Here is a 13,102-nt window from a genome sequence, read left to right on the forward strand (position 1 = left end):
GCCCGGATAGGGTCCCCCTCGCCCTGACCGAAACGATCAGGGCGAGACGACCATGGGGGTACCCGCGCATGTCCGCACCGAAGTCCTCACCCAGCCGCAGAGCGACGCTGCTCGCCTTCGCCGGAGTCGCGGCGGGCGGCGCCCTGCCGCTCGCCGCGGCGGCACCGGCCGCGGCCGGCCCGATCCCGTCGGCCGAGCCGCCGCTGGTGCCGTCGCCGCTGAACGGCGGGCCCGCGCCGGCGCCCGGCGCCCGGCTGCCGATGCTGATCGACCCCACCGATCCCTGGCACTTCACCGCGCACCCGGCCGGGGCGCTGACCACCCGCGCGACCGCCGGCGGCCTGGAGGTCTCGGACTCCAAGGGGGTGCTGGCGACCCTCACGACGGGGGCGAGCACCGTGACCGTGCGCGGGCCCAAGCGCTGGTTCACCGAGCAGAAGCGCACCGTCACGGACGCCTTCGACCGGACCCTGACCACGGGCGTCACCGGCTGGGGCCAGTCCCCGGACGGCGGCTCCTGGTCCCCCAACAGCAAGGACGACGCGAACGTCGGGGACTACAAGGTGGAGGCCGGCCGGGGCGTCATCACGCTCGGCACGGCCGGTTCGAGCCGCCATTCCGTCCTCTCCGACAAGAACCTCGGCGACGTCCGCGCCCGCGCCCGCTTCTCCTTCGACAAGAAGCCCACCGGCGCGCCCCTCTCGCTCGCCCTCACCTTCTCCCTGTCGGCCCTCTCCACCCACTACCGGGCCCGGCTGATCGTCACCCCGGCCGGGGACGTCCAGCTCACCCTGGAGAAGGCGCTGAACGACGAGGTCACCGTCCTCGCCCCGGCCGTCACGGTCGGCACCGGCTTCGCGGCCTTCGACCACTGGTGGGTGCAGGTCGAGAAGGCCGGTGACGTGCTGCGCGCCCGCGCCTGGAAGAACGGCGAGACGACCCCCGACTGGCGCTTCAGCCTGCGCGACCCCAGCCCGGACACCGCCCTCGGCGCCGGAACCGTCGGCGTCCGGGCCCAGGCCGCCACGGGCGCTGCCACCGGCGTGGAGGCCCGGGTCTACGACTTCCTCGTCGAGGAGGCGACCTGGGTCGACCCGCCCGTCATCACCCACGACACCTGGGTACGGGTGCTCCCGGAGCCCTTCGACGGCTCCTGGACGCCCGCCGTGGAGCAGCGGGTGCGCGCGTGGGCGGGCGACCTGTCGCCGGACGCGCTGGCGTACGCGGCCATGTTCCTGCCGTCCGCGCCCGCGGTCACCCGCGTGGTGAACGACGGCGACGGAGTGCCGCGCACCGTGAAGGTGCTGGGCACGTCCCAGTACAGCAAGCCGTCCCCGGACACCGGCGAGCGCACGGTCGGCGCCGACTTCCAGGAGTACATGGGGATCTCCTGGGCCTTCCCGGGCTTCCCGACCCGTGCCCCGGAGGCACCGTTCCTGAACTCCCTCGACTGCTCGGGCTTCGTCCGGATGGTCTACGGCTTCCACATGGGCCTTCCGCTGCTCCACGAGAACGCGGCCCCCGACCACCGCGGTCTGCCGCGCACGTCGACGAGGCAGGCGAAGGACGGCCCCGGCGTGATCGTCGCCGACGGCGGCACCGCGGTGCCGCCGCTCGACGGGCTGCGCATCGGCGACACGGTCTTCTTCGACTCCGACACGGACCCGGAGGCGGGCGGCCACATCGGCATCTACCTGGGTGAGGACCACCACGGCTACCGGCGCTTCTTCTCCAGCCGCAAGACGCCCAACGGCCCGACCCTCGCCGACGTCGGCGGCCGGTCGGTCCTGAACGGCACGTCGGACGAGACCTACACCGACAAACTCCGGGTGATCCGCCGCTTCTGACCCGCGCGCCCCCTCCGTGCCGCGGTATTCGTCCGGTAAACCGATTTGTCGGGTAACACCGGATTCCCCGCGCGCACGGAGGTGCCCCCTGTCCGCCGAAACCCTCGACCGCCCGGCGTCCGCCCCCCTCGCGGCCTCGGCCGCCCGGCGGGTGCCCCGTTGGCGGGCCTCGCTGCGGCGGGCGGCGCCCGCGCTCGGGCTGTTCGCGGCCGCCCGGCTGACCGGGACGCTGGTGCTCGCGCTGTGGGCCTGGCACGTGGGGCGGTCGCCGCGGGCGCTGCTCGCGAAGTCCTGGGACTCGGACTGGTACACGCGGATCGCGGCGCACGGGTACGGGCGCACCCTGTTCTGGCCGGACGGCGGCGCCCAGTCCGACCTGGCGTTCTTCCCCCTGTACCCGGGGCTCGTGCGGGCCCTCGCGACCGTGCTTCCGGTGGCGTACGGGACGGCGGGGCTGCTGCTGTCCTGGCTCGCGGCCGGGGCGGCGGCCTGGGGGATCTACCTGGTCACGGAGCGGGTGGCGGGGCGGCCCGCCGCCGTGGTGCTGGTGCTGCTGTGGGCGCTGCTGCCGCACGCGGTCGTGCTGACCATGGCGTACACCGAGCCCCTGATGACCGCGTTCGCCGCCTGGGCGCTGTACGCCCTGCTGACCCGCCGCTGGCTGCTCGCGGGCTCCCTGGCCGCCCTCGCCGGGCTCTCCCGGCCCAACGGGGTGGCGGTGGCCGCCGCCGTCCTCGCGGCCGTCGCGGTGGAGCTGTGGCGGCGGCGTGGCCGTGTGGGGTGGCGCCCGTGGGCGGCGGCGGCGCTCGCACCGGCCGGCTGGCTGTCGTACGTGCTGTGGGTCGGGGCCCGCCGGGGCGACCTGCTGGGCGGCTACTTCGCCGTGCAGGACGGCTGGACCTCGCGCTTCGACTTCGGGCGGGGCGCGCTGCGCTTCGTCCGGGACATGGTGACGAAGGGCCCGACCCAGTTCGGCTACGTGATGGCGCTGGTGATCACCGCGGTGGGGGTGCTGCTCTTCGCGCTGCTGGTGCTCGTGGAGCGCCCGCCGCTGCCGGTGCTCGTCTACACGGGCGTGCTGGTGCTGATCACCGTCGGCGGTTCGGGCTTCTTCGAGTCGAAGCCGCGCTTCCTGCTGCCGGCCTTCCCGCTGCTGCTGCCGGCGGCCCTGGCACTGACGAGAGCCCGGCCACGCGCCGCGATCCTGGTGGTCGCGGGCCTGGCCGGGCTCTCGTTCGGCTACGGGGTGTACGTGCTCATGCTGGCACGCATGGCCCTGTAGGAGTCAGGAGCGGCGACTCACTCGCCGGACTCGCCGGACTCCTTCTCCTCCGGGGTCTCCAGACCGAACTGCTCGACGACCCACTTGTCGAACTCGATCGACGCGCGGACCCAGCTGACGGTGGAGGACACGAAGTGCTCCAGCGACACGCCGGTGCCGATCAGCATCTGGGCCTCACCGATGAGACGGAGGGTGGCGGAGCCGTCCTCCTCCTCGTGCAGGTGGGTGTAGACCTTGGGCCACAGGGTGCGCCGGTTCCAGTCGTCGATCGCGTCGAGGACCTTGGCGCGGTCGTCCGCCGAGTGCGGGCGGTCGTAGAACGTGCGGACGGAGAAGACCTGCTGGTCGTCCTCGCCGCGGAACATGAAGTACGTGCGGAATTCCTCCCACGGCGCCGCGAGGTCACCCTCGTCGTCGACGACGTACTTCAGCTCCATCTGGTCGAGGAGCTGCTTCACCAGGTCCTGGTCGGGAACGACGGGGCCCGCCGGTCCTGCGGCCTGAGGCTGGGGCTGTCCCCCGAAATTCGGAATCGAGGACGGGTCGATGCTCACCGGGATTTCCCTTCGTACGGATGTGGCCATCCTCCCTCATGCCGGGCGGGGGGTGGCAAGCCCCCACGGCGTGGATCAGCTGCAAGCTGATCCGGGCCGCGGGGGACGCCCGGAACGAGCGGCTCAGGCCGTCGCCCGCCCCACGATGAGACCGTCCTCGAAACGGTCCACCCGGACGGTGTCCCCGTCGCGGACCTCCCCGGCCAGGATCTCCCTGGCGAGGCGGTCGCCGATGGCCGACTGGATCAGGCGGCGCAGCGGCCGGGCACCGTAGGCCGGGTCGTTGCCCTCCTGGGCCAGCCAGGCCAGCGCCTCGGGGGTGACCTCCAGGCCGAGCCTGCGGTCGGCGAGGCGGCGGGCCAGCCGGTCGATCTGGAGCCGCGCGATGCGGGCCAGCTCGTCCTGGTCCAGGGCGGAGAAGACGACGATCTCGTCGAGCCGGTTCAGGAACTCGGGCTTGAAGCTGGCGCGCACGACCTCCAGGACCCGCTCCCGCTTCTCGTCCGCGCCGCTCACGGGGTCGACCAGGTACTGGCTGCCCAGGTTCGAGGTGAGGATCAGGATCGTGTTGCGGAAGTCGACCGTGCGGCCCTGGCCGTCGGTGAGGCGTCCGTCGTCGAGGACCTGGAGCAGGACGTCGAAGACCTCCGGGTGCGCCTTCTCCACCTCGTCGAGGAGCACCACGCTGTACGGGCGGCGGCGCACGGCCTCGGTGAGCTGGCCGCCCTCCTCGTAGCCGACGTAGCCGGGGGGCGCGCCGACGAGGCGGGCGACGGAGTGCTTCTCGCCGTACTCCGACATGTCGATGCGGACCATGGCCCGCTCGTCGTCGAAGAGGAAGTCGGCGAGGGCCTTCGCCAACTCGGTCTTGCCGACGCCGGTGGGGCCGAGGAAGAGGAAGGAGCCGGTGGGCCGGTCGGGGTCGGCGATGCCCGCGCGGGTGCGGCGCACGGCGTCGGAGACGGCCTGGACGGCCTCGCTCTGGCCGATCAGGCGGCGGCCGAGCTCGTCCTCCATGCGCAGCAGCTTCTGCGTCTCGCCCTCCAGGAGGCGTCCGGCGGGGATCCCGGTCCAGGCGCCGACGACGTCGGCGATGTCGTCGGGGCCGACCTCCTCCTTGACCATGGTGTCCTTGGCGGCCTCCCGCTCGGCCTCGGTGGCCTCCGCCAGCTCGCGCTCCAGCGTGGGGATCTCCCCGTACAGCAGCTTGGAGGCGGAGTCGAAGTCGCCGTCGCGCTGGGCGCGCTCGGCCAGGCCGCGCAGCTCGTCGAGCCGCTCCTTCAGCTCGCCGACGCGGTTGAGGGACTGCTTCTCCTTCTCCCAGCGGGCGGTGAGGCCGCGCAGCTCCTCCTCGCGGTCGGCGAGGTCGCGGCGCAGCTTCTCCAGGCGCTGGAGGCTGGCCGCGTCGGTCTCCTTGGAGAGGGCGAGCTCCTCCATCCGGAGCCGGTCGACGGAGCGCTGCAGCTCGTCGATCTCGACGGGCGACGAGTCGATCTCCATGCGGAGCCGGCTGGCGGCCTCGTCGACGAGGTCGATGGCCTTGTCGGGCAGGAAGCGGGAGGTGATGTACCGGTCGGAGAGCGTCGCGGCGGCCACCAGCGCGGAGTCGTTGATCTGGACCTTGTGGTGCGCCTCGTAGCGCCCCTTGAGCCCGCGCAGGATGGCGACGGTGTCCTCGACGCTGGGCTCGGCGACCAGGACCTGCTGGAAGCGGCGCTCCAGGGCGGGGTCCTTCTCGATCCGCTCGCGGTACTCGTCGAGGGTGGTGGCGCCGACCATGCGCAGCTCGCCGCGGGCCAGCATCGGCTTCAGCATGTTGCCGGCGTCCATGGCGGAGTCGCCGCCGGCGCCCGCGCCGACGACCGTGTGCAGCTCGTCGATGAAGGTGATGATCCGGCCGTCGCTCTCCTTGATCTCGGAGAGGACGGTCTTCAGCCGCTCCTCGAACTCGCCGCGGTACTTCGCGCCCGCGACCATGGCGCCGAGGTCGAGCGAGACCAGCCGCTTGCCGCGCAGCGACTCGGGCACGTCGCCCTTCACGATGCGCTGGGCGAGGCCCTCGACCACGGCGGTCTTGCCGACGCCGGGCTCGCCGATGAGGACCGGGTTGTTCTTGGTGCGGCGGGAGAGGACCTGCACGACGCGCCGGATCTCGTGGTCGCGGCCGATGACCGGGTCCAGCCTGCCCTCGCGGGCGGCGGCGGTGAAGTCGGTGCCGAACTTCTCCAGGGCCTTGTACGAGCCCTCCGGGTCGGCGGTGGTCACCCGGCGGGTGCCCCGGCTCTTCTCGAAGGCGTCCTGGAGCCGTGCGGCGGTGGCGCCCTGCCGGTCGAGGACCTGACCGGTCTGCCCGCCCTTGGCGGCGGTCGCGATGAGCAGGTGCTCGGTGGAGACGAAGTCGTCGCCCAGCCTCTTCGCGCGCTCGGCGGCGTCGGCGATCACCGCGAGGAGCTCGCGGTTGGGCTGCGGGGGCGCGACCGTGGACCCGGTGACGCTGGGCAGTGCGGCGAGCAGCCGCTCCGCGCCGGAGCGCACGGCGGCCTGGTCGGCCTCGACGGCGGCGAGCAGGTCGGTGATGTTCTCGTTGTCCTGACCCGCGAGCAGCGCGAGGAAAAGATGCGCGGGAGTCAGATCGGCGTGCCCCTGGGACACGGCGCGGCTGCTCGCCGCGTTCAGCGCGTCCCGGCTCCTGTTGGTCAGTTCGGCGTCCACGTGCGGGGTCTCCTCCTGTGAGCTCGACTCGTACTCCTCGTACCGTATGACTCATACAGCGTACATAAAGTTGAGTCTATTCCGCTCAAGGTATCGGCAGGGGTCCGCGCGGCGGTAGTTTCCGGGCATGGCGACTGACCCGAGGAACCCCGGCGACTCGTATCTCAGCTTCTGGCGCGAGTACCACATGAGCACCCTGACCACCCCCCGGCCGAACGGCACCCCGCACGTCGTGGCGGTGGGCGTCACGTACGACCCCGAGAACGGGCTGGCGCGGGTGATCACCAACAAGCACAGCCGCAAGGTCGCGAACGTCCTGGCGGCGGGCTCGGACGGCGCGCGGGTGGCCGTCTGCCAGGTCGACAAGGGGCGCTGGGCCACCCTGGAGGGCATCGCCAGGATCCGCACCGAGGCGGAGGTCGTCGCGGACGCGGTGGACCGCTACGCGGAGCGCTACGGCCGGGTGCCGGCCCCGAACCCGGACCGGGTGGTCATCGAGATCACGCTGACCCGCGCGATGGGCCGGGCCTAGGCACGTCCGGTCCGGAGATGCACAACGGCGCCATCGCGTTTCAGGTCCGCGATGGCGCCGCTGTGTGGGGGAAGTACCTGAGCGATCTACAACGACGGGGGAACCGCTCAGGCACTGCGGGGGGTGGCGGTGATGGTCTCGGGTTCGACCAGCTGGTGGTCCCGCTGGTCGAGATTGACGAAGATCATGCCGTACCGGATGGCACAGCGGACGGGCTGCGGAGCGCCACGGGGCCGGCGCAGACACCGGTAGGCACGGACGTCCTCGTCCTGCTCCCTGGCGACCACGATCGGTTCTCCGAAGAGGGTGACCATCAACGAGTCGCCACGGTGGGGGATGGCCGTGACGAGATCGACGAAGTGCCACCCGGACCGGTAGGCCGAAGCCATCTCCCGCCGGAAGGACCGGTCGTCCGGAGGCACGGTCATGCGTCCGCGCCCGCCGGGCTGGAGTCCCATACCGGGTCGAGCTGACCGACCGGGGCGAAGTCCCAGACGGGGTCAATCGGTGCCGCGACGACCTTGGCGGGCGTGCTGTCCCACACCGGGTCGCTGACGGCCAGCGCTCCTACTGCCGCCGCCCCAATGAAGACGGAAGCAAGTATCGAGCGAAGCAGTTTCGTGGACATGAGCGGCTTCGACCTCACTTGATGGTTTCCTCTCCCCCGCGTACAAGACGATGGCTCAGTCTTTGCGCTGGCACCACCGGGGCAATGCATCATGTTCCTGAAATACAGGATCCTGGGGGGTGTGCATATGCCGCAGAAACTCACAGAACCGACACATCCTCACGGGCATGTCGACCTCTGTGCAGCCGGAACGGACTTGTACGCAAGTGCGTTGCGGATCGGGCGAATAACCAGGAGTGAGGCAGAAGCCGCACCCTGCCTCATGGACCTCGACCTGCTGCACCCGGATCCGGACGATCCGTCCTGGCTGCGGCCCGTCCCGCCGTCCGCCGCTCTCGCCCGGCTCGTCCAGCCGCTGGAGCGTGAGATCCAGGACCGGCGCGCCCTGGCCATGGGCCTCTCCAGCACGTTCGAGCCTTTCATGGCGATCAGCGCCCAGGACCCCTCGACCACCCACGCCATCACCGTGCTCGAAGGCCTCCACCGCATCGACGCCGTCCTCGGCCGGGCCACCGCCGAGTGCTCCCAGGAGCTCCTCACCGTCCAACCGGGCGGCGGACGCAGCGAACACACCCTCAACACCGCCCTCAACCGCATCCAGCCGCTCCTCGACCGCGGCGTGCGGGTGCGCACCCTCTACCAGCACACCGCCCGCCACAGCCCCGGCATGCAGGTCTACCTCGAACAGGCCGGCATGGACCGCCTCCAGGTCCGCACCCTGGAGGAGAGCATCGAGCGGCTCATCATCATCGACCGCTCCGTCGCCCTCATCCCCGCCCGCCAGGACCGCCAGGTCGCCCTGGAACTGCGCCACCCCGGCCTCGTGGAGTACCTGGCGACCGTCTTCGAGCAGTCCTGGGCCCGCGCCACCCCCTTCGGCGAGCAGGTCCCCAACGCGCAGCGCAGGGACGGCATCAGCGGCGTCCAGCACTCCATCGCCAAGCTGCTCGTCGAGGGCCACGTCGACGAGGCCATCGCCCGCCGCCTCGGCATGAACGTACGCACCTGCCGCGCCCACATCGCCAAACTGGCCGCCACCCTCGGCAGCGGCAGCCGCGCCCAGCTGGGCTTCCTCATCGCCCAGTCCGGCATCCTCGACGAGCCCGACCCGGGCCCCGAGCAGAACGACTGACGGGAGCCGGCACGTGACCCGGGCCTGCCGGCCTGCCCGGGCACGCGAACGCCCGAGGCCCCCTCCGCCGGAACGGAAGGGGGCCTCGGGCGTTCGTACGTGCGAGGGGGGCCGCGGGGCTACTCGCCGCGCTTGTGGCCCGGCCGCCAGACCACCAGGGCGCTCGCCTGCTGGACGTCCGTGTACGGCACCAGGTCACGCCGGTACGAGGCGTGGACCTGGGCCTCGCGCTGGCGCATCGCCGCCGCCGCGCCCTCGACCGCGGTCGACAGCTCGGCGATCCGGCTCTGCAGCGCCGCGACCTGGTTCTCCAGTTCGATGATGCGCTTGATGCCGGCCAGGTTGATGCCCTCGTCCTGCGACAGCTGCTGCACCTGACGGAGCAGCTCGATGTCGCGGGCCGAGTAGCGCCGCCCACGGCCCGCGGTGCGGTCCGGGGAGACCAGGCCCAGGCGGTCGTACTGGCGAAGGGTCTGCGGGTGCAGGCCGGACAGCTGGGCCGCCACCGAGATGACGTACACCGGCGTCTCGTCGGTCAGTTCGTACGGGTTGCGGCGGCGGTCCATGTCCTCAAGCTCCCTTCGCGGCCTGGAACAGCTCTGCCCTGGGGTCCTCGCCCGCCGTGGCCTCGCGGTAGGTCTCCAAGGCCTCGCGGGCCTTGTCGCCCAGGTCCTTCGGCACCGCGATCTCCACGGTCACCAGGAGGTCGCCGCGCGTGCCGTCCTTGCGGACCGCGCCCTTGCCACGGGCGCGCATCGTGCGTCCGTTGGGCGTGCCCGCGGGCAGCTTCAGGGTGACCGGGGGGCCGCCCAGCGTCGGCACCTTGACCTCGCCGCCGAGCGCCGCCTCGTCGAAGCTGACGGGCACCGTGACGGTGAGGTTGTCGTCCTTGCGGCCGAACACCGGGTGCGCGTCGACGTGCACGACGACGTACAGGTCGCCGTTCTGCCCGCCGCGCTCGCCCGGCGCTCCCTTGCCACGCAGCCGGATCTTCTGGCTGTCGCTGACGCCCGCGGGGATGCGGACCTGCATGGTGCGCGAGGACTTGGCCCGGCCGCTGCCCTTGCAGACCTCGCAGGGGTTCTCGGCGATCAGGCCGCGGCCCTTGCAGTCCACGCACGGGTCGGTCAGCGAGAAGCCGCCGCCGCTGCCGCGCGAGACCTGCCCGGTGCCGACGCAGGTCGGGCACACCCGCGGGGTGCCGTTCTTGTCGCCGGTGCCCGAGCACGCCTTGCAGGGCTGCTGGCTGGACATGCGCAGGGGCACGGTCGCGCCCTCGATCGCCTCGGTGAAGCTGAGCGTCACCTCGGACTCGATGTCCTGGCCGCGGCGCGGCTGCGTACGGGTTCCCGCACCGCCGGCGCCCCGGTTGAACAGGCCGCCGAAGACGTCCCCGAGGCCGCCGCCGCCCCCGAAGCCACCGGCTCCGCCGGGGCCCTGGGCACCGCCGAACAGGTCGCCCAGGTCGAAGTTGAACGAACCGCCCGGCCCGCCGGGTCCGGCGCGGAAGCCGCCGTTGCCGAACAGGGCACGCGCGTCGTCGTACTCCTTGCGCTTCTTCGGGTCGCCGAGGACGTCGTTCGCCTCGGAGATCTCCTTGAAGCGCTCCTCCGCGTTGGTGTCGCCCTTGTTGGCGTCCGGGTGGTTCTCCCGGGCCAGCTTCCGGTACGCCTTCTTGATCTCGGCGTCGGTGGCGTCCTTGGGGACGCCGAGAACCTTGTAGTAGTCCTTCTCGACGAAGTCCTTCGTACTCATCGACGTCCCTCCTTCCGGACGGTCACTGCGTCACCCCTCTTCGGGGGCACCGCTCTCCTCGTCGGCCTTCGACTCTTCCTTGCCGGCCGGGGCCGCGCCCGGCTGGGGCTCGGCGACGGCCACCCGGGCGGGCCGGATGGTCCGCTCGCCGATCCGGTACCCCGGCTGCAGGATCGCCACGCAGGTCGTCTCGGTGACGTCCGGCGCGTACGAGTGCATCAGGGCCTCGTGGATCGTCGGGTCGAAGGGCTCGCCCTCCTTGCCGAACTGCTGCAGGCCCATCTTGGCGGCGACGGTCTCCAGCGACTCGGCGACCGACTTGAAGCCGCCGACGAGCTCGCCGTGCTCCCGGGCCCGGCCGATGTCGTCGAGCACGGGCAGCAGCTCGGTCAGGAGGCTCGCCACGGCGATCTCCTTGACCGTCACGCGGTCCCGCTCGACCCGGCGGCGGTAGTTCTGGTACTCGGCCTGCAGCCGCTGGAGGTCCGTCGTGCGCTCGGTGAGCGCCGTGCGGGCCTGGTCCAGCTGCGCCAGCAGGGCCACGTCACTCGCGTCCCCGGCCGGTGCCGCCCCCTCCGCCTTGTCGGCGGAGGCGGCGGCACCGTCCTCGGTCTCCTCGGGCGCGCCCTCGGCGGGGACTTCGGGCTTCTCGTCGAAGCCCGGGGTCTCCTCCGACATCAGGCAGCGCCGCCCTTCGGCTTCTCGTCGTCGACGATCTCGGCGTCGACGACGTCGTCGTCCTTCGCCTGCTGGGCACCCTCGGCGCCGGCGGCACCCTGGGCGGCCTGCGCGTCGGCGTACATCGCCTGGCCCAGCTTCTGGGAGACGGCCGCGACCTTCTCGGTGGCGGTGCGGATCTCCGCGGTGTCCTCGCCCTTGAGCTTCTCCTTCAGCTCGGCGACGGCGGCCTCGACCTCGGTCTTGACCTCACCGGGGACCTTGTCCTCGTTGTCCTTGAGGAACTTCTCCGTCTGGTAGACGAGCTGCTCGCCCTGGTTGCGGGTCTCGGCGGCCTCGCGGCGGCGGTGGTCCTCCTCCGCGTACTGCTCGGCCTCCTCACGCATCCGGTTGACCTCGTCCTTCGGCAGCGAGGAGCCGCCGGTGACGGTCATCTTCTGCTCCTTGCCCGTGCCCAGGTCCTTCGCGGTCACGTGCATGATGCCGTTGGCGTCGATGTCGAAGGCGACCTCGATCTGCGGGACGCCGCGCGGGGCCGGCGGGAGGCCGGTCAGCTCGAACATGCCCAGCTTCTTGTTGTACGCCGCGATCTCGCGCTCGCCCTGGTAGACCTGGATCTGCACGGACGGCTGGTTGTCCTCGGCCGTCGTGAAGATCTCGGACCGCTTGGTCGGGATCGTGGTGTTGCGCTCGATGAGCTTCGTCATGATGCCGCCCTTGGTCTCGATGCCGAGGGACAGCGGGGTCACGTCGAGGAGCAGGACGTCCTTGACCTCGCCCTTGAGGACACCGGCCTGCAGGACGGCGCCGATGGCGACGACCTCGTCCGGGTTCACGCCCTTGTTGGCCTCGTTGCCGCCGGTCAGCTCCTTGACGAGCTCCGCGACGGCCGGCATGCGGGTCGAGCCGCCGACGAGGACCACGTGGTCGATCTCGGACAGCGCGATGCCTGCGTCCTTGATGACGTTGTGGAACGGGGTCTTGCAGCGGTCCAGGAGGTCCGCGGTCAGCTGCTGGAACTGGGCGCGCGTGAGCTTCTCGTCCAGGTGCAGCGGGCCCTCGGCGGACGCCGTGATGTAGGGCAGGTTGATCGTGGTCTCCGTGGAGGAGGAGAGCTCGATCTTGGCCTTCTCGGCGGCCTCGCGCAGACGCTGGAGGGCCATCTTGTCCTTGGACAGGTCCACGCCGTGGCCGTTGGCGAACTGCTTCACCAGGTAGTCGACGACGCGCTGGTCCCAGTCGTCACCACCGAGGTGGTTGTCACCGTTGGTGGCCTTCACCTCGACGACGCCGTCGCCGATCTCCAGGAGGGACACGTCGAAGGTGCCGCCACCGAGGTCGAAGACGAGGATCGTCTGGTCGTCCTTGTCGAGGCCGTAGGCCAGGGCGGCCGCGGTCGGCTCGTTGACGATGCGCAGGACGTTGAGGCCCGCGATCTCACCGGCCTCCTTCGTGGCCTGGCGCTCCGAGTCGTTGAAGTACGCGGGGACGGTGATGACCGCGTCGGTCACCTTCTCGCCCAGGTACGCCTCGGCGTCGCGCTTCAGCTTCTGGAGGATGAAGGCGGACATCTGCTGCGGGTTGAAGTTCTTCCCGTCCAGCTCGATCTTCCAGTCGGTGCCCATGTGGCGCTTCACGGACCGGATGGTCCGGTCGACGTTGGTGACCGCCTGACGCTTGGCGACCTCGCCGACGAGCACCTCGCCGTTCTTCGCGAAGGCGACGACGGACGGCGTGGTCCTGGCGCCTTCGGCGTTGGTGATGACGGTGGGCTCGCCGCCTTCGAGAACGCTGACGACGGAGTTAGTGGTGCCCAGGTCGATGCCGACCGCACGTGCCATTTTCGATTCCTCCAACTGACCGACTTGAGTGGAACTGACTCAAGGATGCATGAGGGTCCGAACCAAGTCAACAGACTTGAGTGGGGTGCACTCAACTCTTCACCCTCCCCCGCGCTCAAAGGGCCCCTCCACAGGGTCGCA

Annotated in this window: 12 protein-coding genes; 4 read left to right on the forward strand and 8 right to left on the reverse strand. The window is 71.3% G+C overall.

The genetic code is table 11. The annotated features are described in order from the left end of the window. Window positions 1–68: 68 nt before the first annotated feature. Both OG309_RS17325 and OG309_RS17330 read left to right on the forward strand, forming a co-directional pair. The gene (locus OG309_RS17325) at window positions 69–1,847 is read left to right on the forward strand and encodes an NlpC/P60 family protein (protein WP_329421902.1); all 1,779 of its coding nucleotides are present in this window, start codon (window positions 69–71) and stop codon (window positions 1,845–1,847) included. A 151-nt stretch (window positions 1,848–1,998) separates the two neighbouring features. After that, complete coding sequence (locus OG309_RS17330; RefSeq protein WP_329421903.1) at window positions 1,999–3,129, forward strand: glycosyltransferase family 39 protein; 1,131 nt, start codon at window positions 1,999–2,001, stop codon at window positions 3,127–3,129. A gap of 17 nt (window positions 3,130–3,146) precedes the next feature. Here OG309_RS17330 and OG309_RS17335 read toward each other — a convergent pair whose 3' ends face one another. Further along, window positions 3,147–3,683: a YbjN domain-containing protein gene (locus OG309_RS17335; RefSeq protein WP_329421904.1), complete on the reverse strand. Its 537-nt coding sequence runs from the start codon at window positions 3,681–3,683 to the stop codon at window positions 3,147–3,149. A 123-nt stretch (window positions 3,684–3,806) separates the two neighbouring features. After that, on the reverse strand, window positions 3,807–6,395 hold the full coding sequence (clpB, locus tag OG309_RS17340) for an ATP-dependent chaperone ClpB (protein WP_329421905.1): 2,589 nt from the start codon (window positions 6,393–6,395) through the stop codon (window positions 3,807–3,809). Window positions 6,396–6,522: 127 nt separating this feature from the next. Here clpB and OG309_RS17345 point away from each other — a divergent pair, with 127 nt between their 5' ends. Then, the gene (locus tag OG309_RS17345; RefSeq protein WP_329421906.1) at window positions 6,523–6,927 is read left to right on the forward strand and encodes a pyridoxamine 5'-phosphate oxidase family protein; all 405 of its coding nucleotides are present in this window, start codon (window positions 6,523–6,525) and stop codon (window positions 6,925–6,927) included. A gap of 107 nt (window positions 6,928–7,034) precedes the next feature. Here OG309_RS17345 and OG309_RS17350 read toward each other — a convergent pair whose 3' ends face one another. Further along, window positions 7,035–7,355 carry a (2Fe-2S)-binding protein gene (locus OG309_RS17350; RefSeq protein WP_329421908.1) on the reverse strand — a complete coding sequence of 107 codons (321 nt, stop codon included), beginning with the start codon at window positions 7,353–7,355 and terminating at the stop codon, window positions 7,035–7,037. Beyond that, a complete protein-coding gene (locus tag OG309_RS17355; protein ID WP_329421909.1) occupies window positions 7,352–7,555 on the reverse strand; it encodes a hypothetical protein in 204 nt (67 codons plus the stop codon). The genes OG309_RS17350 and OG309_RS17355 overlap by 4 nt, the downstream gene beginning before the upstream one ends. 127 nt (window positions 7,556–7,682) lie before the next feature. On the opposite strand from OG309_RS17355, the gene OG309_RS17360 reads away from it, so the two are divergent. Continuing rightward, window positions 7,683–8,687 carry a helix-turn-helix transcriptional regulator gene (locus OG309_RS17360; protein ID WP_329428388.1) on the forward strand — a complete coding sequence of 335 codons (1,005 nt, stop codon included), beginning with the start codon at window positions 7,683–7,685 and terminating at the stop codon, window positions 8,685–8,687. Window positions 8,688–8,806: 119 nt separating this feature from the next. Here the strand turns inward: OG309_RS17360 and OG309_RS17365 are convergent, their stop codons facing one another. Genes OG309_RS17365 through dnaK form a run of 4 tightly spaced genes read right to left on the reverse strand, consistent with a single transcriptional unit; the run spans window position 8,807 to window position 12,961 of the window. Further along, a complete protein-coding gene (locus OG309_RS17365; protein ID WP_329421912.1) occupies window positions 8,807–9,253 on the reverse strand; it encodes a heat shock protein transcriptional repressor HspR in 447 nt (148 codons plus the stop codon). A 4-nt stretch (window positions 9,254–9,257) separates the two neighbouring features. Beyond that, complete coding sequence (dnaJ, locus tag OG309_RS17370) at window positions 9,258–10,442, reverse strand: molecular chaperone DnaJ (RefSeq protein ID WP_329421914.1); 1,185 nt, start codon at window positions 10,440–10,442, stop codon at window positions 9,258–9,260. A gap of 30 nt (window positions 10,443–10,472) precedes the next feature. Then, window positions 10,473–11,120, reverse strand: coding sequence for a nucleotide exchange factor GrpE (gene grpE, locus OG309_RS17375; protein ID WP_329421915.1), 648 nt, complete (start codon window positions 11,118–11,120; stop codon window positions 10,473–10,475). Beyond that, a complete protein-coding gene (gene dnaK / locus OG309_RS17380) occupies window positions 11,120–12,961 on the reverse strand; it encodes a molecular chaperone DnaK (RefSeq protein ID WP_329421917.1) in 1,842 nt (613 codons plus the stop codon). The genes grpE and dnaK overlap by 1 nt, the downstream gene beginning before the upstream one ends. Between the last annotated feature and the right edge of the window lie 141 nt (window positions 12,962–13,102).

It is taken from the genome of Streptomyces sp. NBC_01268 (genome assembly GCF_036240795.1).
Taxonomy (GTDB): Bacteria; Actinomycetota; Actinomycetes; order Streptomycetales; family Streptomycetaceae; genus Streptomyces.